This window comes from Streptomyces desertarenae (assembly GCF_042681365.1).
In the GTDB taxonomy this organism is placed as follows: domain Bacteria; phylum Actinomycetota; class Actinomycetes; order Streptomycetales; family Streptomycetaceae; genus Streptomyces; species Streptomyces desertarenae.
This window is the reverse complement of record NZ_JBHUFU010000001.1, coordinates 1-20,647: the sequence shown is the minus strand read 5'-3', so window position 1 is coordinate 20,647 and position 20,647 is coordinate 1. Positions and strand designations below refer to the sequence as shown.

General features: G+C 75.7%; 17 protein-coding genes and 1 tRNA gene. 6 read left to right on the top strand and 12 right to left on the bottom strand.

Going from position 1 to position 20,647, the window contains the following annotated elements; genetic code table 11:
- Positions 1-2 precede the first annotated feature (2 nt).
- Positions 3-1,487: a PP2C family protein-serine/threonine phosphatase gene (locus ACFSJS_RS00090; RefSeq protein WP_380896717.1), complete on the top strand. Its 1,485-nt coding sequence runs from the start codon at positions 3-5 to the stop codon at positions 1,485-1,487.
- Positions 1,488-2,028: 541 nt separating this feature from the next.
- A complete protein-coding gene (locus ACFSJS_RS00085) occupies positions 2,029-3,291 on the top strand; it encodes an FHA domain-containing protein (protein ID WP_380895256.1) in 1,263 nt (420 codons plus the stop codon).
- Between the two features lie 42 nt (positions 3,292-3,333).
- Here the strand turns inward: ACFSJS_RS00085 and ACFSJS_RS00080 are convergent, their stop codons facing one another.
- A complete protein-coding gene (locus ACFSJS_RS00080) occupies positions 3,334-4,374 on the bottom strand; it encodes a methyltransferase domain-containing protein (RefSeq protein ID WP_380895254.1) in 1,041 nt (346 codons plus the stop codon).
- Between the two features lie 85 nt (positions 4,375-4,459).
- On the opposite strand from ACFSJS_RS00080, the gene ACFSJS_RS00075 reads away from it, so the two are divergent.
- The 3 genes from ACFSJS_RS00075 (at position 4,460) to ACFSJS_RS00065 (ending at position 6,802) form a co-directional block, all read left to right on the top strand.
- The gene (locus ACFSJS_RS00075; RefSeq protein ID WP_380895252.1) at positions 4,460-5,188 is read left to right on the top strand and encodes an ABC transporter ATP-binding protein; all 729 of its coding nucleotides are present in this window, start codon (positions 4,460-4,462) and stop codon (positions 5,186-5,188) included.
- A complete protein-coding gene (locus ACFSJS_RS00070; RefSeq protein WP_380895250.1) occupies positions 5,185-6,315 on the top strand; it encodes an ABC transporter permease in 1,131 nt (376 codons plus the stop codon). Before ACFSJS_RS00075 ends, ACFSJS_RS00070 begins: the two co-directional genes overlap by 4 nt.
- Positions 6,316-6,397: 82 nt before the next feature.
- Positions 6,398-6,802, top strand: a complete 405-nt coding sequence (locus ACFSJS_RS00065; protein ID WP_380895248.1) for a globin — start codon at positions 6,398-6,400, stop codon at positions 6,800-6,802.
- 58 nt (positions 6,803-6,860) lie between these two features.
- On the opposite strand, the gene ACFSJS_RS00060 is transcribed toward ACFSJS_RS00065, so the two are convergent.
- From ACFSJS_RS00060 to ACFSJS_RS00030, 7 genes are all read right to left on the bottom strand, one after another.
- Positions 6,861-7,601 carry a DUF8010 domain-containing protein gene (locus ACFSJS_RS00060; protein WP_380895246.1) on the bottom strand — a complete coding sequence of 247 codons (741 nt, stop codon included), beginning with the start codon at positions 7,599-7,601 and terminating at the stop codon, positions 6,861-6,863.
- Complete coding sequence (locus tag ACFSJS_RS00055) at positions 7,598-8,038, bottom strand: acyl-CoA thioesterase (protein ID WP_380895244.1); 441 nt, start codon at positions 8,036-8,038, stop codon at positions 7,598-7,600. The genes ACFSJS_RS00060 and ACFSJS_RS00055 overlap by 4 nt, the downstream gene beginning before the upstream one ends.
- 14 nt (positions 8,039-8,052) lie before the next feature.
- Positions 8,053-9,717 (bottom strand): energy-dependent translational throttle protein EttA, encoded by a 1,665-nt coding sequence (ettA, locus tag ACFSJS_RS00050; RefSeq protein WP_380895242.1) that lies wholly within the window; start codon positions 9,715-9,717, stop codon positions 8,053-8,055.
- Positions 9,718-10,425: 708 nt separating this feature from the next.
- A complete protein-coding gene (locus ACFSJS_RS00045; RefSeq protein WP_380895240.1) occupies positions 10,426-11,892 on the bottom strand; it encodes a Cys-Gln thioester bond-forming surface protein in 1,467 nt (488 codons plus the stop codon).
- A 178-nt stretch (positions 11,893-12,070) separates the two neighbouring features.
- Positions 12,071-12,466, bottom strand: a complete 396-nt coding sequence (locus ACFSJS_RS00040) for a single-stranded DNA-binding protein (protein WP_380895238.1) — start codon at positions 12,464-12,466, stop codon at positions 12,071-12,073.
- Between the two features lie 157 nt (positions 12,467-12,623).
- The gene (locus ACFSJS_RS00035) at positions 12,624-14,603 is read right to left on the bottom strand and encodes a GTPase (RefSeq protein ID WP_417822921.1); all 1,980 of its coding nucleotides are present in this window, start codon (positions 14,601-14,603) and stop codon (positions 12,624-12,626) included.
- A complete protein-coding gene (locus ACFSJS_RS00030) occupies positions 14,600-16,237 on the bottom strand; it encodes a dynamin family protein (protein ID WP_380895236.1) in 1,638 nt (545 codons plus the stop codon). Before ACFSJS_RS00030 ends, ACFSJS_RS00035 begins: the two co-directional genes overlap by 4 nt.
- A gap of 300 nt (positions 16,238-16,537) precedes the next feature.
- On the opposite strand from ACFSJS_RS00030, the gene ACFSJS_RS00025 reads away from it, so the two are divergent.
- Positions 16,538-16,613: transfer RNA gene (locus ACFSJS_RS00025), tRNA-Arg, on the top strand.
- Positions 16,614-17,084: 471 nt separating this feature from the next.
- On the opposite strand, the gene ACFSJS_RS00020 is transcribed toward ACFSJS_RS00025, so the two are convergent.
- The 4 genes from ACFSJS_RS00020 to ACFSJS_RS00005 all read right to left on the bottom strand — a co-directional run.
- Positions 17,085-17,396 (bottom strand): DUF6416 domain-containing protein, encoded by a 312-nt coding sequence (locus tag ACFSJS_RS00020; RefSeq protein WP_380895234.1) that lies wholly within the window; start codon positions 17,394-17,396, stop codon positions 17,085-17,087.
- A gap of 192 nt (positions 17,397-17,588) precedes the next feature.
- Positions 17,589-18,800 (bottom strand): ferritin-like domain-containing protein, encoded by a 1,212-nt coding sequence (locus tag ACFSJS_RS00015; protein ID WP_380895232.1) that lies wholly within the window; start codon positions 18,798-18,800, stop codon positions 17,589-17,591.
- Entirely contained in the window at positions 18,797-19,648 is an 852-nt protein-coding gene (locus ACFSJS_RS00010) for a phosphate/phosphite/phosphonate ABC transporter substrate-binding protein (protein WP_380895230.1), read from the bottom strand. The genes ACFSJS_RS00015 and ACFSJS_RS00010 overlap by 4 nt, the downstream gene beginning before the upstream one ends.
- Positions 19,645-20,647: acyl-CoA dehydrogenase family protein (locus ACFSJS_RS00005; RefSeq protein WP_380895228.1), on the bottom strand; the 1,003-nt coding region annotated here is incomplete at its 5' end. The genes ACFSJS_RS00010 and ACFSJS_RS00005, both read right to left, overlap by 4 nt.

The window sequence follows — 20,647 nt, the reverse complement described above, 5'->3', positions numbered from 1 at the left end:
CCATGCCGCAGCTCGACCAACTCTCCGTCTGCCCCCGCTGCAAGGAACCGCTGGGGAGCGGCGACCGCTTCTGCGGTGCGTGCGGCGCCGACCTGGCGGCCGCGGTGAACGGCCCCGGGACCGCGGCGCGGCCGGACGCACCGGACGCGCCCCCGGCGGCACCCGCCGTGCAGTCCGTACCGCCCATGCCGCCCATGCCGCCCATGCCGCCCGCGCCCCCGGCGCCGCCCGCGGAGCACGCCGGGACCGCGCAGGACGGTGCGGGCGCCGCCTCGCGGCCGGGCGTCTCCGCCGTACCGCCGCTCCCGCCCGGGCCCCCCGCGCCGCCGGCCGCGGCCGCGCGGCCCGCAGGCCGCGGGAACGAGGGGAACGGGAACGAAGGGGACTGGAACGAAGGGGACGGGAACGAAGGGGACTGGAACGAGGGGGACTACGTCCTGCCGCCGCCCGCCCCGGCCCCGGCGGACGCCGCCGCCCCCCGCGGCCCCGTGCCGCGGACCGGCCCGGAGCCGCGGGCGGACGGGCCGCGTCCGCTCCCCGGCCGGCCGTCCCCCCAGGAGCCCGGCGCGGCGGATCCGGAGACCCGGTGCGCCGCGTGCGGCGCGGACGCCGCCGCCGCGGACGGGACCCGGGAATGCGGGCACTGCGGCCACGTGCCGCCGCACGAGCGCGACCACGTGGAGCAGGAGGTGGAGGGGGTCGCGGCGGCCAGCGACCGCGGGCGGCGCCACCACCGCAACGAGGACTCCTTCGCGGTCTCCGCCACCACGCTGCCCGACGGCGCGCCGGCCGTGATCGCCGTCGTCTGCGACGGGGTGTCCTCCGCCACCCGCCCCGACGAGGCGTCGGCCGCCGCCGCCGAGTCCGCCTGCTCCGCCATGGCCGGCGCGCTGCCGCGCGGCGTCGGGGCGCGGCAGGCGATGCACGACGCGCTGCTCCGCGCCGCCCGGGCGGTCGACGCCCTGGCCTCGGAGTCCCGCGACCCCGGGGAGAACGCCCCGGCCTGCACGATCGTCAGCGCGGTGGTCGCCGACAACCTCCTCACCGTCGGCTGGATCGGCGACAGCCGTGCCTACTGGATCCCCGACGACCGGTCGGCGCCGGCCGCGCGGCTCACCGAGGACGACTCCTGGGCCGCCCAGATGGTCGCGGCGGGGCTGATGGGCGAGGCCGAGGCGTACGCGGACGCCCGGGCCCACGCCATCACCGGCTGGCTGGGGGCCGACGCGCACGAGATCGACCCGCACACCGCGTCCTTCGCCCCGGACCGGCCGGGCGTGGTCGTGGTGTGCACCGACGGACTGTGGAACTACGCCGAGTCCGCCGAGGAGATGGCCGCGGTGGTCCCGGCCGACGCCCGCACCCGTCCGCTGCACTGCGCGCAGCGCCTGGTCGGACACGCGCTGGACGGCGGCGGCCACGACAACGTGACGGTGGCGGTGCTGCCCTTCCCGGCCGCGTCCGGCGGTGCGGCGGGGAACGGCTGAGCCTTCGGCCGCCTCCGCCGGCCCGTCCCGGGGCACCTCTTTCCGGTGTCTCTTTCCGGTGTCTGCGCGGAGGCGGGCCGCAACGGGGTGGCGCAGATCACGGAACCCGCCCGCCGTGCCGCACGTCGGCCGCCGACCGCCGGCCCGGACCCGGGCAGGAGGACGCCCTCCGGCCGCCCCCGCAGAGCGGACCGGCGCCCTGACGTGGAGGAAAACCGCAGGTCACAGCGGTGTGCCCGGAAGGCGGCCGGGGCGGGTCCCCGCAGCGGCCCCGATCGCCGCAATCCGCCCCAGCCGGACATGGCGGGCGGGCACCGCGGGCGGCCGGACGGCACGCCTCGCGCGCGGGCGGGCGTGCGGGTGCGCCCGTCGCCCGCGCGGGCGACGGGCGCGGGCGCCGCGGCGGCCGGTACTGTTCCGCTGACGGCGGAGGTCTCCGAGGCCGACGAGACGACGCCGGACACGCGGCCGAGACCGGCCGCGCACGACAGCCGACCGGCGAGCGACACGACACGGAGCTGCACGGAGGGGAAGGACCGACATGCCGACTTGCCCGAACGGCCACCAGTCGGCGGCCGACGACTGGTGCGAGGTGTGCGGCCACCGCATGCCCCCGGCCCCGGGCGCGCCCGCCGGTGCCGTCCCGCCGCCCCCTCCCGCGATGCCGGGCCAGGGCGGCTACGGCTACCCCGGACCGGGAGGTGACTCCACCATGCAGGCCGAATCGTGCCCGCAGTGCCGCACTCCGCGCGAGGGGCAGGCGCCCCTGTGCGGGGAGTGCCGGTACAACTTCCTCGCCCACTCCCCCGCCGGCTACGCCCCGCCCCCTCCGCCGCCGCCCCCGTCCCAGGCACCCGGCGGCAGCATGGGCTCCCTGAACCTGCCCCCCGGTTTCCAGGCGCAGGGCCCGCCCTCCCCGCCGCCCCCGCCGGGCGCGTCCGGCCACTTCGGCCCCGGGCCTCATGCGCACGGGCAGCCGGGACGGCCCGACTTCGGACCGCCGCCCCAGCAGCCCCAGCACCACCAGCCCCAGCAGTCCCAGGGCTACGGCTACCCCCAGCCGCCCCAGCCCCCCGCACCCCCGCAGCAGGGCGGCGACGACTGGACGCTGCCGCCGCCCGGCCCGGCCCGGCCCCAGCACCACCCGCACGAGCAGCCGGGACGGCCCGACTTCGGACCGCCGCCCCAGCAGCCCCAGCACCACCAGCCCCAGCAGTCCCAGGGCTACGGCTACCCCCAGCCGCCCCAGCCCCAGCCGCCCCAGCCCCCCGCACCCCCGCAGCAGGGCGGGCCGCAGGGCTACGGCCGGCCCGAGTACGGGCAGCCGGAGTACGGGCAGCCGGAGTACGGGCAGCAGGGGCCGCCGCAGCAGCACCAGCAGCCCCAGCAGCAGCAGCCGGCGACCTGGATGGCGTCGATCGGGCCCGACCACGAGTACTTCACCGCGATGATGCGCCGCAGCGGTCCGGAGGCCGCCGGACTCAACATCCCCGCCTACGCCTCCGAGCAGCGGATACAGCTCAACGGCCCCCAGGTCACCATCGGCCGCCGCCGCCACTCCACCGGCGAGTCGCCCGACATCGACCTGGGCCGCCAGCCGGAGGACCCGGGCGTCTCGCACCAGCACGCGGTGCTGGTGCAGCAGCCCGACGGGAGCTGGTCCGTGGTCGACCAGGACTCCACCAACGGCACGACCATCAACGGTGCCGAGGAGCCGATCCAGCCGTTCGTGCCCGTCCCGCTGCGGGAGGGCGACCGGGTGCACGTCGGCGCCTGGACCACGATCACCGTGTACCGGGGCTGAGCCGCCGGTCCGGGCCCGCCCGGGGCGCCGGCGGGGCCGGGGTCAGCCGGCCCCGCCGGCGCTCCCACCGGACCCGGTCCCGCCCCCCGGCAGCAGCGGCCAGCGGACCGGACCCTTCGGGTCGTCCAGCCAGACCCACTGCTCCCGGCCGTTCACCGTCACGCCGTAGCGCGTGCGGTCCGGCCGCCCGGCCCGCCGCCATGCCTCGTAGACGGCGCCCGGGTCCCCCTCACCGCCGGTCAGCGACAGCAGGAAGCCGAACGACTCGGTGCGCAGCGCCTCGCGCGGCAGGTCCGCCGGATCGATCCGGGGGCGGGGCGGGCCCGCCCCGCGCAGCGGGACGAAGTAGGCGGGGGTGTCCAGGAAGCGGCCCTCCGCCCGGTCGGCGGACTCCACCCGCAGGGCGAGCAACCCGGTGGCCACGGGTGCCAGGACGAGCGCGCCCGGCCGGCACCGGGCGAGCCAGCCGGCCGGGACGGTGTCCACCGCACAGGTCGCGACGATCCGGTCGAACGGGGCCCGCTCCGGGCAGCCCAGCGCCCCGTCCCCGGTGACCACGGCGGGCCGGTGCCCGGCCGCCGCCAGCCGCTCCCGGGCCGCCCCCGTGATCTCCGGGTCCACGTCGACGCTGGTCACGTGGCCGTCGCCGAGCCGGTGGGCCAGGAGGGCGGCGTTCCAGCCGGTGCCGGTGCCGACCTCCAGCACGTCCACCCCGTCCCGGACGTCCAGCGCCCGGAGCATCAGCGCCATCAGGGAGGGCTGGCTGGAGGAGGAGACCGGCTCCCCGTCCCGCAGCACCGTCGCCAGCGGGACGTCCTCGTACACACCCTCCAGCCAGAGCCGGCGCCCGAGCGGATCGGGGTCGTCGTACCGGCGCCGCTCGTACCCGCCGGCCCGGGGCACGTGGTACTCGGGGACGAACAGGTGGCGCGGCACGGACTCGAACGCCTCCCGCCAGGCCGGGTCGGTCAGGACCCCCTCCGCTTCCAGGGCCTCCACCAGCGCGCGGGAGAGGGCCCGGGCCGTCCCGTCGAGCCCGCCGCCGGAGCCGTCGCCCTCCGCCGCACCTCGCATGTCGGTCATGTCACCACTGTGCTGCCCGGGCGTCGTCCGCGCGAGATCACCGAGGGGGCCGGAAGGTGATGTTCCGCCGATACGCTCCGCTCCCATGACCACTTCCGCGATCACGGTCGAGGGGCTGCGCAAGCGGTACGGGGACGTGCAGGCCGTCGACGGGGTGTCCTTCACCGTCGAACGTGGCGAGTTCTACGGCATCCTCGGGCCCAACGGCGCCGGCAAGACGACCACGCTGGAGATCACCGAGGGACTGCGCAGCCCGGACGAGGGCACGGTGCGGCTGCTGGGCGAGTCGCCCTTCCCCCGCAACCCCTCCCTGCTGCGGCGCATCGGCGTCCAGCTCCAGTCGTCGGCCTTCTTCGACAAGCTGACCGCCCGCGAGCAGATCCTCACCTTCGCCTCCCTCTACGGCGTCCCCGCCGAGCGCGCCGACGCGATGCTGGAGACCGTCGGCCTGACCGGGAAGGCCGGCACCCGCGAGGACAAGCTCTCCGGCGGGCAGGCCCAGCGGCTCTCCATCGCGTGCGCGCTGGTCCACGACCCGGAACTGGTCTTCCTCGACGAGCCGACCACCGGGCTGGACCCGCAGGCCCGCCGCAACCTGTGGGACCTGCTGCGCTCCATCAACGACGAGGGCCGCACGGTGGTGCTCACCACGCACTACATGGACGAGGCCGAGACGCTGTGCGACCGGGTCGCGGTGATGGACCACGGGCGCGTGCTGCGCGTGGGCTCCCCCGCCGAACTGATCGGGGAGCTGGGCGCGGCCTCCCTGGAGGACGTCTTCCTCCAGCTGACCGGACGGGAGTACCGCCAGTGAGCGCGCGGAGCGGGGCGGGCGGGCGGAACCCGGCGGACGCGGCCGGCGCGGAGCGGACCCGCGGACGGGCCTTCGCCAGCCTGTCGAGGGCGATGGCCCTGGGGATGCTCAGGGACCGCACCGCCGTCTTCTTCATCCTGGTCTTCCCGCTGATGTTCCTGGTGCTGTTCGGCGCGCTGTTCAAGGACAACGCCACACCGCGCGCGGAGATTGTCCAGCTCGGCCGGGTCGAGGCGCTGGACTCCCTGCCGCGGGAGGTCCGCGCGGGCCTGGAGGACTTCCTCACCATCCGCACCTCCGACGACCGCGGGCAGGCGCTGGAGGAGGTCCGCGCCGGGGACGTGGACGCGGTGCTGTGGCAGGAGGGCGACCGGGTGCGGCTGCGCTACTCGGCGGCCGACCCGACCCGGGCGGGCAGCGTCCGGGCGATCGTCGACTCGCTGGTGCAGCAGGCCAACATCGCGGCGACCGGGCGGCCCCCGGCGTACGAGCTGACCGCCTCCCGGGTGGAGGACGAGTCGCTGAGGGCCATCCAGTTCCTCACCCCCGGGATGCTCGGCTGGGCGGTGGCGATGAGCGCGGTCGTCGGATCGGCGCTCACCCTGGTCAACTGGCGCAGGAAGCGCATCCTGCGCAGGCTGTGGCTCGCCCCGGTGGGACCGGGCGCGGTCATCGCCGCGCGTGTGGGGGTCAACATCGCCCTCGCCCTCGTCCAGACCCTGGTCTTCGTCGGGGTGGCGGCGCTCCCCTTCTACGGGCTGGAGCTGACCGGGTACTGGTGGCTGTCCCTGCCGCTGGTGGTCTGCGGCACGCTGGCCTTCATGTCCGTCGGCCTGGTCGTCGGTGCCCGGGCCAGGACGGAGGAGGCGGCGAACGGGGTGACGCAGGTCATCGTGCTGCCCATGGCCTTCCTCTCCGGCTCCTTCTTCCCCCTGGACGGCGCTCCCGCCTGGCTGCGGGCGCTGGCCGACCTGCTGCCCCTGAAGCACCTGACCGAGGCGATGCAGGACGTCCTCTCGCGCGGCCAGGGCTGGGAGGCCGCCCTGCCCGTCATGGGCGGGCTGCTGCTGTTCGCCGCGGTGATGACGGCGATCGCCGCGCGGCTGTTCCGCTGGGACGACGCCTGAGGGCGTCCGGATCCCGCGGCCCGGGGCCGGGCGCGGGTCCCGGGCCGGGTCCCCCGGCCGGAGCATCTGCGACCATGGGGGCGTGATGGAGATTCCGCGCGGCAGCTTGCAGACGCAGACCTTCTTCGATCAGGTCGGGGGCGAGGAGACGTTCCGGCGCCTGGTGCGCCGGTTCTACGAGGGAGTCGCCGGGGACCCGCTGCTGCGGCCGATGTACCCGGAGGAGGACCTGGGGCCGGCCGAGGAGCGCCTGGTGCTGTTCCTGATGCAGTACTGGGGCGGGCCCAGGACGTACAGCGAGCAGCGCGGGCACCCGCGGCTGCGGATGCGGCACGGCCCCTTCACCATCGACCGCGCCGCCCACGACGCCTGGCTGCGGCACATGCGGGACGCGGTGGACAGCCTGGACCTGGAGCCCGAGCACGAGCGGCAGCTGTGGGACTACCTGGTCTACGCGGCCGGCTCGATGATCAACACTCCGGACTGACCCGGGCCGCCCCGGGCGGGGGCGGTCCGGCGCCGGGCCGGGCGGCGCTCCGCCGCCCTCACAGCGGGGTGACGCTCAGTCCCCCCGCGCCGCCGCCCCGGCCGCGCAGGGCGACCGAGCCGTAGGGGGTGCGCAGCCGCTGCCAGGATCCCGCGGCGAGCACGGTGACCACCGGGGCGTCCGCCCCGCCGCCCGGCGCGGGCGGACCGCCGCGCGGACCGGCCGCGAGGACGGGTCCGCGCGCCCGCAGCATCCCCAGCGCCTGGGCGGCGTGGACGGCGCGCAGCGGCAGCCCGGCGCCGCCGCCCAGGGGGCGGGACCAGATCTCCTCGGCGAGCGCGTCCAGCGCCTCACGGGTGCGCCCGGTCTCGCCCAGCTCCTCGCTGCGCCGCCGGAACTCGGCGACCACCGCCGCCGCGGCGGCGCGCACCGCCTCGTAGGGCAGCTCGCCCAGCGGGCGCCAGCCGCCGCGCGGCGGCAGCAGGCCGGCCCAGGGCGGTCCGGTCACGGGGGCGGGCACGGCCGCCGTCCCCGCCCGCTCGTCCAGGCCCTCCAGCAGCTCCCCGGCCGAGACCGTGGCGTCCAGCGGGACGGGCTCGGCCAGCCGGGCCGTGCGCACGGCCAGCACCTCGAAGCGGGCGGGCCGGGCGAAGACGCCCAGGACACCGTCCTCGGTGGCCCTCAGCCGCACCGCGGCGTTCCTCTCCCAGCGCAGCAGCCGGCCCAGGAGGGCGGCGAGTTCCGCCGCCTCCCCCGGGTCGCCGAGGACCAGGTGCCGGGTCCGGTCGCTGTCGCTCATGCGGCGGCGGCTCCCGTCGCGCTGTCGTCCAGGTACTCCTTGAGGAACGCCCTCTCCTCCTCGGAGAGCCGGCGGGGCCGCTCCTTGTCCAGGTCGTAGGGGACCACGACCGTCGAGGCCCGCACGTAGACGGTGTCGCCGTCACCCGGGCCGTCCTTGACCTCGTAGGCGACCGTCACCGACGCCGCGCCGACCCTCGTCACCCACAGCTCGACGACCACCGGCTCGTGCCGGTGCGTCAGCGGCCGCAGGTACTCGATCTCGTGCCGGGCCACCACCGAGCCCCCGGTGAAGGACTCCGACGCCGCCTGCCGCGCCAGCCGGAACATGAAGTCGATCCGCGCCTCCTCCAGGTAGCGGAGGAAGACCACGTTGTTGACGTGCCCGAAGGCGTCCATGTCCGACCAGCGCAGCGGGCAGGGGAATGTGTGCCGCACCTCTCGCCGGCCCCTCAGCCCCGGGTGAGCTTCTTGTAGGTGGTGCGGTGCGGACGGGCCGCGTCCGGACCGAGCCGCTCGATCTTGTTCTTCTCGTACGACTCGAAGTTGCCCTCGAACCAGAACCACTTGGACTCGCCCTCGTAGGCGAGGATGTGCGTGGCGACGCGGTCCAGGAACCAGCGGTCGTGGGAGACCACCACGGCGCAGCCGGGGAACTCCAGCAGCGCGTTCTCCAGCGACGACAGCGTCTCGACGTCGAGGTCGTTGGTCGGCTCGTCCAGGAGCAGCAGGTTGCCGCCCTGCTTGAGGGTGAGCGCCAGGTTGAGGCGGTTGCGCTCGCCGCCGGAGAGGACGCCGGCCGGCTTCTGCTGGTCCGGGCCCTTGAAGCCGAACGCGGAGACGTAGGCGCGCGAGGGCATCTCGACCTGGCCGACGTTGATGTAGTCCAGCTCGTCGGAGACGACGGCCCACAGCGTCTTCTTCGGGTCGATGTTCTCGCGGGCCTGGTCGACGTAGGAGATCTTGACCGTGTCGCCGACCTTGATGGTGCCGGAGTCCGGCTGCTCCAGGCCCTGGATCATCTTGAACAGCGTCGTCTTGCCCGCGCCGTTGGGGCCGATGACGCCGACGATGCCGTTGCGCGGCAGCGAGAAGGACAGGTCGTCGATGAGGACCTTGTCACCGAACGCCTTGTGCAGGTGCTCGACCTCCACCACGACGTTGCCCAGGCGCGGGCCCGGCGGGATCTGGATCTCCTCGAAGTCCAGCTTGCGGGTCTTCTCCGCCTCGGCGGCCATCTCCTCGTAGCGGGACAGACGCGCCTTGGACTTCGCCTGGCGGCCCTTGGCGTTGGAGCGGACCCACTCCAGCTCCTCCTTGAGGCGCTTGGCGCGCTTGGCGTCCTTCTGCCCCTCGACCTTCAGGCGGGCCTGCTTCTTCTCCAGGTAGGTGGAGTAGTTGCCCTCGTAGGGGTGGGCGCGGCCGCGGTCGAGCTCCAGGATCCACTCGGCGACGTTGTCCAGGAAGTACCGGTCGTGGGTGATGGCCACGACGGTGCCGGAGTACTTCGCCAGGTGCTGCTCCAGCCACTGCACGGACTCGGCGTCCAGGTGGTTGGTGGGCTCGTCCAGCAGCAGCAGGTCGGGCGCCTCCAGCAGCAGCTTGCACAGGGCGACGCGGCGCTTCTCACCGCCGGAGAGGTTGGTGACGGGCCAGTCGCCGGGCGGGCAGCCCAGGGCGTCCATGGCCTGCTCCAGCTGGGCGTCCAGGTCCCAGGCGTTCGCGTGGTCGAGCTGCTCCTGGAGCTTGCCCATCTCCTCCATCAGCTCGTCGGTGTACTCGGTCGCCATCTGCTCGGCGATCTCGTTGAACCGGTCGAGCTTGCCCTTGATCTCCGCGACGCCGTCCTGGACGTTCTCCAGCACGGTCTTGGACTCGTCCAGCGGGGGCTCCTGCAGGAGGATGCCGACGCTGTAGCCGGGGGCGAGGAAGGCGTCGCCGTTGGAGGGCTGCTCCAGACCGGCCATGATCTTCAGCACCGTGGACTTGCCGGCGCCGTTGGGGCCCACGACACCGATCTTGGCGCCGGGCAGGAAGCTCAGCGTGACGTCGTCGAGAATCACCTTGTCGCCGTGCGCCTTACGCGCCTTGCGCATGGTGTAGATGTACTCAGCCAAGAGAAACCGTCCGGCAATCAGGGAGTGGGCAGATACACCCCATCTTGCCGCACCCCCGCGCTGGGGCGAAAACGACTGGGCCAGTGACCTGGGGCACGCCCCTGGCCTGCGCACTCACCGGTCGCTTCCGCCGGTGTCGGCCGCCTTCGGGCGGCCCGGGACGGCCCGGGACGGTGGCCGAGGGGCACGGCGCCGCCCCGGAAGGCGGCCGGCGCGGCGAGGACGCCCCCGGCGAGCACCCGGCACGCCGCCCCGCTCTCCGGCCGTGACCGGTGCGGGCGGGAGACGCCGGGGGCCGGTCGGCAGCGCCGTGGACGCCCCCTGCCGGGGTCCCGCCTCCCGGCGGCGCCGCAGGCAGGCGCCCCGAACCGCATCGGATGCCGGTTCCGGGGCCGGTTCGAGGCCGGTTCGGGGCCGGAGGGCCGGGAGCACCGGCCCGGGCCGACGGGCCGTCAGCGCCACGCACCGGGCCGCCGGTGGAGCCGGAGACGGTCCGGGCCGCGTGGGACGCCCCCTGTTGGCGGCGAAGCCGCTGCGGGAGGGCTGTTGCGGTGCTCGGGAAGCGGTGGCCACGCCCCTTGCCGCACCCCGGGGCGGGGACGGAGAAGGCCACGTGCTGCCGCGTGGGGGTGCGGCAGCACGTGGCCGGGCGGTCCGGGCGGATCAGGCGGTCACGCCCGGACCGGTGGTGCGGTGGAACGCGGTCGGTCAGTCGTCGGAGCCGGCCGTGGCGGGCTTCCTCTTCCTCAGGAAGAAGACCGCGGCGCCGCCCAGGACCACCAGGGCGATGGCCACGCCCGCGATGACCGGGGTGCTGCTGTTGGAGCCGGTCTCGGCGAGGTTGCCCTCACCGCCGGTCTCGCCGCCGGCGTCGCCACCGGTCTCGCCGCCGACGGTGGCCGGGCTGGGCGCGGTCGAGGGCTCCGGGGTCTCCGCGCCGCCGCCGGTGGTGCCGGTGGCGCCGGTGGTGCCCTCGCTGTCGGTCTCGCAGTCGAGGGTGCCCTCGAAGGTCTTCTCGAAGCCGTTCGGCCCGGTGATCGTGATCTTGTAGGGCTGGTCCTCCTTCACCGGCACCAGCACGGAGACCGGCTTGCCGTCGGCCGGGACCTGGTGCTCCTTGCCGGCGAGGGTGAAGGTGAAGGGCTCGGTGCCCTTGTTGGTCACGGAGACCTCGACGCCGCCCGCGGCGCACTTCTTCTCGGCCGTGACGGCCGGGGCCGGGGCCGCGGTGGCCCAGGTCGCGGTCGCGGTCGCGGTGACGCTGGAGCCGCTGGAGCCGGCCAGGATCTGGGTCTGGCTCGGGTTCTTCGGGTCGATGCTGGTGAAGGCCCGGCCCACCGACACCTCGGTGGCCGCCTGCAGGGTCAGCGACGCGGAGCCGTCCGCCGTGCCCTCGGGCACGTCGAAGAAGAGCCGGTCGCCGTTCTTGGCGGAGGTGACCGGGGCGCCGTCCGCGCCGACGACCTTCACACCGGCGTTCTCGGCCTGCGCGCCGGGCGCGACGGTCACGGCCTGCGCGTTGGTGTTCACGGTGATCGGGCCGAGCTTCTCACCGGCCTTGCCGGAGACGGCCGGCGGGTCGAGCGTCAGCGACGCCTGGGGCTCGGCGAGGTTCTGGGCGTTCTGCTGCAGGTAGTCGGCAAGCTTCTCGGCGTCCGGGTCGACCGCCTCGACGTTTGCGTTGTCGGAGAAGCGCCAGATCGCGACCTGGGTGCCCGCGGCGGCGGTCTTCTCGGTGAGCTGTCCGGCGCCGGCCTTCTGCGCGAGCGCCACGAGGTCGTTCACCTGCGGGTAGGAGTTCTTCAGGATCCAGAGGATCTTGCCCGCGTTCTGGTTGTTGTGGAGCGAGGACTCGGCCCAGGAGGCCTCCTTGTACCGGGCATCCTTGCGGGTCCCGGTGTGGATGTCGATGCAGTACGTCTTCAGGACGCCGCCGCCGTCGACGGCCATCTCGAAGACACCGGCGCCGATCTTCTTGTCCCCGCCGCGACCGTGGATGACGGCCTGGTCGTAGGTCTTCAGACCACCCAGGGTGGCGGTCGCACCCCCCGGGTGCGGGCTGTTCTCGTCGGCGACGGCGTTCCCCGCGCCGGCTATCGCTCCTGCCGCCAGCAGGCCCGTGGCGGCTGCCGCGGCGGCGAGACGGGCAGGGCCCCGTCCGCGTACAGAAATCATCTGTGGTCGTCCCCTCGTCAACCCCCGTGTCTCAGGGGGTGATCGTAGGGAGCGAACGGACCCTGGTCCCCAGGAAAGCCAAACGGTACACACTCCGAAGCCGAATCGTTATCGAGAATCCGCAGGAGTCGGTCTTTAACCGTCATCAGCGTTGTTACCGCCCGGTCATGACATGCCGTCACGTATTCGCCTCGGATTCGCTCCCGGGAACCGGACGGCCGCATCGGGTGAAGGCCGAGGTGCCGCGGGCCAGGTCGTGCCCCACCGACGTGGCCTCGATCTCCGCCGACGTCCAGCGTCTCCCGTCGCGTTCGCCCTGCTGCACTCGCAACCTCCCGTGTACGACGAGCGGTTCGCCGATCCCCACGGACGCCGCCAGGTTCTCCGCCAGCCCCCGGAACGCCCACACGGTGTAGAAGCTGGTGTACGCGTCCGTCCAGCCGCCCCGCGCCTCGTCGTAGCGCCGCACCGTGGTGGCCAGCCGCAACCGGGCCATCGGGCGGCCGGCCGCCGTCGTCCTCGTCTCCACCGCCGACGCGGCGTTGCCGACCACCGTCACCATCGTCTCGTTCACGTCTCCCCCGTCCCGGGCCGTGGCGCGGCCGCCGGCCGCACCGCCTCCACGGCCCGATGCTGCCCGGCCGCGCCGTCCGCCGCCGCGCCCTGTGGAGTACCGGCCGGTTGTGGACAACCCGGTCACCCCCGCGGGTGACGGGGTGGCGGGCGGCGCCTCAGGCCCGGTCGGCGCCGCCGGCCGCGATGGCGTACTGCTCGCGCACCTCGCGGTAGCGCAGCAGTTCGGCGGCGACCGGTTCCAGCACCCACGCCTGGCCCCAGCCCGTGGCGAGCCGCCGCAGCCTGCGCTCCCTCTCCAGCCCGTACGCGCGGGCCGGCCCGCGCGCCGCGATCCGGCAGCACCAGGCCAGCAGCGGCCCGGCCAGCGCCCCGCCCGTCAGCAGCCCCACCGGGAGCCAGACGCCGCCCCGCCCCGGCCCTCCGGCGATCAGGTCCACCAGCAGGTACGCGCCCAGGAGCTGCACGGCCAGCAGCAGCCACTGCGTGCACGCCGCCACCGTCCACCAGCGCGGACGCGGCAGCCGCACCCCCCTCCCCGCGCCGTCCGCGCCTCCGCCGCCCCCGCCGTCGTCCCCGCCCCCGGCGATCGCCTCCCCCAGCGCCTCCGGCAGCCCCGCGGCGCCGCGCCAGGCCGCGTCGCGCACCGACTTCGCCCACGGCTGCGGCAGTCCGGCCGACGCCTCCTCCGCCAGCGTGCGCACCGCCTGCGCCAGGACGGGCCGGGCCACCGCGGGAGGTCCCCCGGGCACCTCGCCGCCCGCGCCCCCCGCGGCCGGGCGCGGCGACTCCGCGGCGGTCCCGCCGCGCCCGCGCCGCGTCTCGTACCAGCGCAGCAACCGGGCCCAGGGGGTGCCGCAGGCGTGCTCGGCGTGCCGCAGCCACAGACGCTCGGCCGTCTGCCCGGCGGCCGCCGCGCCCACCGCCGAGGCCAGCCGGTCCTCGAAGTCCTCGCGGGCCCGCTCGGTCAGACCGGCCGGGCCGCAGGGGGTGTCGACCACGTAGACGGGCCGGAGCCGGGCGACCGCGCCGTCCACGTCGGCGGCCAGCCGCAGCTGCGCAGCCCGCCGCCCCGCGACCAGTTCGCCCAGCGAGTGCCGCAGGTCCTCCACGCCCTCGCCGGTGAGGGCCGACAGCGCCAGGACCGTCGCGCCGGGCTCGCCGTGCTCGCCGAGGGCCATGCCGTCCTCGTCCAGCAGCCGCCGCAGGTCGTCCATGACGGTGTCGACGGCGTCGGCGGGGAGCCGGTCGGTCTGGTTCAGCACCACGAACGTCACCTCGGCGTGGCCGGCCATCGGCCGCAGGTAGCGCTCGTGCAGCGCGGCGTCCGCGTACTTCTCCGGATCGGTCACCCAGACCACCGCGTCCACCAGGCGCAGCAGCCGGTCGACCTGCTCGCGGTGGCCGGGGGCGGCGGAGTCGTGGTCGGGCAGGTCGATGAGGACGAGGCCGCGCAGGGCCGGGTCGCGGGGCTGCACCCGGCGGCGGGCCCGGGGCGGCACGCCGAGCCGTTCCAGCAGGCCGTCGGCGCCGCCGTCCCACTCGCTCTCCCAGACGCAGGCGACCGGGACGGCGGTGGTGGGGCGGCGCAGCCCGGTCTCGGAGAACCGGACCCCCGCGAGCGTGTTGAACAGCATCGACTTGCCGCTGCCGGTGGCCCCGGCGACGGCCACGGTGGTGTACGTGCGCGGCAGGCGGCGGCGCGCCGCCGCCTCGTCCAGGACGCGCCCGGCCTCCTCCAGCACCCCGCCGTCCAGCCGGGTGCGGGAGAGACCGACCAGCTCCCGCAGCGCGCGCAGCCTCCCGCGCAGCGGTTCCGCCGCGCCGCCGGGCGGCGGCGCGGCACCGGCGCGCGGTCCCGCGTCCCACCCGGTCTCCCAGCCCTCCCGGCGGGCGTCCTCCCAGCGCGCGCCCGCGGGCGGCTCCGGGGGGAAGGGGTCCCACCCGCGGTCCCCTCCCCGCACGCCGGGCGCGCCGGGCGCACGGCCCTCCCGGACGGCGTCCGGGCGGGCCCGGCGGGCGATCAGCCCGTCGTCCCAGGAGCCGCCGGCCTCCGCGGCCCCTCCCCCGTACGCGCCCTCTCCCGCACAGGCACCCGGCTCCGTCTCCGCACGGACGTCCGCCGTCATCTCGGTCACCTCCTCCTCCTCGCCCTCTGCAGCACCGACAGGGCCGCGATCAGGGCCACCTGCTGGTCCGGGGTGGCGTCGAGGTCCTGAAGGGGCGCCAGCCGGTAGGCGCGCTCCCCGCCCAGCACCCGGTCCAGGCACTCCTCCAGCAACTCGTCGCCCTGTTCGCGCAACCGTGCCGCGACGCCGCCGCCCAGGGCGGCGGCCAGCGCGTCGCCCGCGCTCGGGGCCCGGTGCCCGCCCAGGGCGGCGACCGCGAGCAGGGCGGCGGTCTCCTCGGCCGTCGGCGGGCAGCCGTCGGCGGTCCGCAGCTCCTCCTCCGCCAGCTCCTCCAGGCAGCGCCGCCAGCGCCGCACCTGGATGTCGATCCGCTCGGCCGCCAGCTCGTCGGCGCGGCCGCACTCCGGGGCACCCGGCTCGCGGCTCCAGGCGTCGGCGGCCTGCTCGTCGGCGTCGCCGACGGCACCGCGCAGCAGGGCCGACAGGCCGTCGCAGAAGGCGTCCAGGAGTTCGTCGCCGCCGCTGTCCTGCGGGAAGCCGTGCCAGCGGGCCAGGGCGTCGCCCGCCAGCAGTTCCCCGTCGGCGAGCTGCCGCCGCACCCGCTCGCCCGCCGCGTCGTAGGCGCCGTCGATGTGGCGCATCAGCCGCAGCGCGGCGGCGTGCTGGGCCGCGGCCGCACCCGCCAGTTCGGGGACGCGGGAGCGCAGCGAGGCCAGGGCCCCGGAGGCGGTGCGGTCGGCGGCGACCATGCGGACCGCCGGGTCCCGGGCGTGGTGGAGCAGCCACTCGCGCAGTTCGGCGACGGCCGTGGCGGGCAGCAGTCCGCAGCCGCCGCGGGTGGACTCGGGGAGTTCGGGGACGGTGAAGCAGGGCACGTCGCCGAGTCCGGCGCGCTCCAGCAGGGCGGTGTAGTGGCGGGAGACCTCGGCGGCCACCTGGTGGGGCACCCGGTCCAGCACGGTGGCCAGGGTCACGTCGTACTCGCGGGCGGCGCGCAGCAGGTGCCAGGGGACGGCGTCGGCGTACCGGGAGGCGCTGGTGACCAGCACCCAGATGTCGGCGGCACAGAACAGCTCGGCCGCCAGCTCGCGGTTGGAGGTCACCAGGGAATCGATGTCGGGCGAGTCCAGGAGGGCGATCCCGGCGGGCACGGACTCGTCGGTCTCCACGGCCAGGGCGGGCGGGGCGTCCGCCTCCTCGGCCCAGTGGTCGTCGTCGGGGACGGCGGACGGCTCCGCCCCGTCCGCCGGGCGGTCCTCGCGCCGGGGCGTCCACACCCGCCTCAGCCGGGGCAGCACCCGGGGACCGGCGAACCAGTGCTGGTCGGTGGGGTGGCAGACGAGCACGGGGGTGCGGGTGGTGGGGCGCAGCACCCCCGCGTCACTGACCCGCCGCCCCACCAGCGAGTTGACCAGGGTGGACTTCCCGGCGCCGGTGGACCCGCCGACGACGGCCAGCAGCGGCGCCTCGGGGGTGCGCAGCCGGGGCACCAGGTAGTCGTCGAGCTGGGCGAGCAGTTCGCCGCGGGAGCGGCGGGCGCGTTCGGCCCCGGGCAGCGGCAGCGGAAAGCGGACTGCGGCGACGCGATCACGCAGGGTGCTGATCGCGTCGAGAAGTTCGGTCCTAGCTTCCAAGATCGCCACATGCGCAGAATGCCCAATTTAGAGCGTTTTTTGAAGCGCATTCGGCCTAGAACAGGGTGTTTTGACCCCTGTGCCTCGCGTAACGGTGAGGTCGAGCGGCATAACGACTGCACAACACCCCTCCGCGGGAGCGCGCAAACCGATGCATGATTCGTACTCGCCTGCGATTATCGGACCGCTTCACTGAACCTCCACAGGGTGTCGCGGACGTGAAGCAACGGGGAGGAAGCGCCCGGACCCCTATCCTTGTCGCGGCAAGGTCCCCGGGGGCGTCCCCACCGTCCGTCCGTGACCGCACAGGCCCCCGTAGCTCAGTGGATAGAGCAGGCGCCTTCTAAGCGCTTGGCCGCAGGTTCGAGTCCTGCCGGGGGCGCCACCGGCCCAGCCTCGGCTGGGCCGTTCTCTTGCAGGCCAGAGACCTTTTCCCGTCTTCCGGAGCAGCCGGGGCCGAGGCAGGCGACCGCCGAGGAGGCGTCCCTCCCGGGCATCCGGAAGCCCGCACCCGTGACGCACAACCGGCGGACGTACCACAGCGGCCAGGGGCGGCCCGTGGAGACGGCGGACATCGTGGTGCCCGCCGCTCACTGCGAAATCGCCCACGGGATCCCGATCGACCGCCGGCCGCACCTCGCGAGGTGACCGACGCCCACAGCGCGAAGATGCAGGACCGCGGGCCCCACCGATGGCAGACGGCCGCCGGCGGAGCCCGTCTTCCCACTCGGGCCGGGACTCGGCGGACCGCTCGGGCCGACCCCCGCTCGGCGCCCCCGCGGAGGACGACGAGCGCCGTTGCGACCGTGCCCGGAACACCGACGACGGGGCCGGCCGTCCCCAGCGGGCGGTGAAGTCACCGACCGAGCCGAGCAGCCAGGAACACCGCTGCCACCGAGGGGCGGACTGCGTACGTCGCACCCGCACTCCCCTCGGGAGCCTCCCACCAGTGGAACGGATACCGCCGCCCGCTCCTGCTGCGTGCCCTGCTCATACCGGACAGCACGCCTGCCACGCGGCGTGCCGGGTCGCCCTCGTCCGGCCCGCCCAGGACCTTGTCCACCAGTTCCGTGCAGTGGACCCTCCGGCCGGGGTTGCGCAGCAGGTACTCGAGCACCCGCCGGGCCTGCGGCGCGAGCTCGGCCAGGAACACCGCAGCGCGCTCCAAGTCCCCGGGCCCCCAGTCCGGGGCATCGCTGTGCCCTTCCCCGCCGGAGTGCTCAGCCCACCGCGGATCAGCCTCAGTCAGGTACGTCGTCACCTCTGCCCCCGCGTCCGGTCTTCGAGAGCCCTCATTCTGCCCCCGCTCCGGACACACCACGGAAGCGTTGCCCTCCCGGCCGGTGCCCGGCTGCCGCGGTCACATGAAGTTGCGGGTGTGGAGGGCGGAGAGCTCGGCGGCCTCGTCGGCGGGGAAACCGAGGTGGACCAGGCGGCGTTGCCGGCCCTCGTCCATGGCGGCCCGCAGCCCCGCGACCGCGTCGTGGCCGCGGGCGATCGCCTCCGGGGTCCACTCGCCCGCGGCGAGGACCACGAGGGAGTCGAAGACGTCCTGGTTGAGCCCGGCGGTGTCCTGCAGGGCGTCGTGGCGGCGCTCCACGGCGGCGCGGAGGCGGCCGCGCAGGGCGGGGTCGACGGTGGAGCGGTGGTGGAGGTGGGCCACGCCGAAGGCGACGTGCCGGGCCTCGTCGCGGCGGGCCAGGGCGGTGACGCGGCGGGTGACCGGGTCGGGGGCGTGGTGCTCCAGGAACTCCAGCAGGCTCAGGAAGCTCCCCTCGCCGAGCACCGAGAGCAGGAAGGCCGCCAGGGAGAAGTCCGGTTCGGTCAGCAGGGTGTGCAGCGACTCCCGGCCCCCGGCCGAGGAGGTGCCCATCTCGCCGCCCCGCAGCAGGGCGCGGCGGGTGAAGACCTCCATGTGGCGGGCCTCGTCGGCGGCCTGGACCGCCAGCAGCTGGAGGACCTCGCGGAAGTGGGGGTGGACCCGGGCCAGCAGCCGGGCGGGGACGACGAGGGCGGCCTGCTCGTTCTCCACCAGGTAGGTCATCACCTGGACGACGGCCCGCTCCACCTCGTCGGGGAGGACGAAGGGCGCGTCCCAGTCCACGGCCCGGGCCGGGTCCCACTGGGAGGCCGCGGCGCGGGCGTAGAGGGCGGGGGCGACGTCCGCCCAGACGTGGTCGCGGTCGGTCAGGTCGAAGGGGCCCGGCGGCCCGCCGGCCTCGACCAGCGCGCCGCGGGCGGCCAGTCCCCAGGCGGGCGGGGGGTGGGCGACCACCCCGCCGGGCCCGGGGCCGCCCGCCCGGACGGCGCCCGTCCGGCGGTCGAGGTCGGCGCGGCCCCGGACGATCCGGGCGCGCACCCCGTCCGGCTCCCCGGGCCCCGCCTCCCGCATCCCGTGGCCGTTCGTGCGGCACCAGGCCCGCAGGTGGACGGCCAGCGCCGGGTCACCGCCCGCCACCGCCAGTTCCTCGCCGGGGCGCAGACCGTCGAGCGTGCGCCGCACCAGCAGGTGGGCGCCCCGGTCGAACCCCAGCGCCCCCAGGCGGAGCACCGGGGCGCCGGGGGCGGTCACGGCGCGTACTCCGCGGCGGTGATCCGCCCGGCCGCGTCGTAGAAGCCCGCCTCGTCCACGGCGGTCTCCAGCGCGGCGTAGCCGGTGGTGCGGCCGGGGCGCCAGGCGGTGAGCCCCTCCAGGTCCAGCAGGGGCCGCACCTCGGGGTCGTCGTACGCCATGGACAGCAGCAACCGCTCGAACTCCCCGGTGAGTTCGGGGGGCGCGGTGCCGGCGACCGTCATGGTGCAGTGGTCGTACGGCTCCGTCTGCGCCAGCAGCCGCACCCCGCCCGGCGGCAGCGTGCCCTCCCGTCCGAACAGCAGGTGGTTGGCGTCCAGGACGCACGCGGCGTCCGCCTCGCCCGCCAGCAGGGCGCGCACCGCCTCCCGCTCCCCTCCGACGTGGTCGCCGTGGAGTCCGGTGCCGACGTCGAAGCGGCGCACGGTGAAGTCCCGGCCGGGCCGCAGCCCCGTCCGGCGCAGCAGCGACAGCGGCAGCAGGGTGGCCTGCGGGGAGTCGACGGCGCCCACGGCGACCGTGCGCTCCTTGAGGTCGGCGGGCGAGGTGACGGGCGAGTCGCTGCGGACGAGGACGACGGAGGTCAGGTCCTGGTCGGTGTCGCGCATCACCAGGGCGCGGACCTCCCGGCCGCGGGCCCGCGCCAGCCGCCGGGCCCGCACCCAGGCCAGCGGCGAGTTCCAGGCGGCGTGCAGCCGGCCCGCCACCAGGTCCTCGGTGAGCCGTTCGTAGTGGGAGTACAGCAGGAAGTCGAAGGGCAGGCCCTGGTGGCGCAGCCAGGTGCGGAACCCCTCCCAGATGGTGACGACCTTGGGGTCGTAGGCGACCGCGCCCATCAGCAGCGTCACGGCCGCTCCCCTCCGCCGGGCCCCGCCGGGGCGTCCAGGAGCGGGAGCCCGAGGCTCGCCCGGCCGGTGAAGTCGTGGAGCGTCTCGGTGGTGGGCGCCATGACCCGGGCCGCGAGGGAGTCGCGGAAGTGGCGCTCGACGCCCAGGTCGCGGCGGAAGGCGGAGCCGCCGCAGAGCTTCATCACGCCGTCGGTCACCTCGGTGGCGGCCTCGGCGGCGACCGCCTTGACCTGGAGGACCCGCACGGTGGCGTCCTCGCGGCCGGCCTCCAGCGCCGCGAGGGTGTCGGAGAGGAAGGCGCGCACGCCGTCCGCGCGGGTGCGCAGTTCGGCGTACCGGGCGCGCCGTGAGGGGTCGTCGGCCAGGGTCTGCCCCAGGTGCGCCAGCCGGGTGCCGGTCAGGTGCTTCCGGGCGGCGGCCAGGACCGCCTCCATGATTCCCAGTGAGGCCGCCGCGCTGAGGACGAGGAAGACCGGCAGGCACGTCGCCAGGGCGATGTCCATGCCGGTGCCGTCGGCCCCCAGCATCGCCCCGCGCGGGACGCGGACGCCGCGGGCGGTCACGGGACTGGAGGAGTTGCCGCGCAGGCCGAGCCCGTCGAACCCGCCGGCCACCCGCAGCCCGTCGGCGTCACCGGGCACCAGCCACAGCGTCATCGGCCCGTCCGCCCCGAGCGGCCGGCTGGACCAGACGTAGCTGTCGGCCTCCCCGGCGGAGGTGATCCAGCTCTTGTCGGCGTCCAGGACGACCTCGTCGGCGCCGCCGGGCCGCGCGGTGCTCAGCGGGGCCCAGAAGTGGCTGCGGGAGCCGGCCTCGGAGAACGCCAGGGTGGTCAGGTGGGAGCCGCCCGCGACGGCCCGGCGCACCTCGGCGGGGCCGTGGGCCTCGATCAGGGCCGTGGCCGCGTAGTGCATCAGCACGACCATGGCGGTCGAGCCGCAGCTCGCGGCGAGCTTCTCCACCACGTGGGCGGCGGCGGGCAGCCCCTGCCCGCCGCCG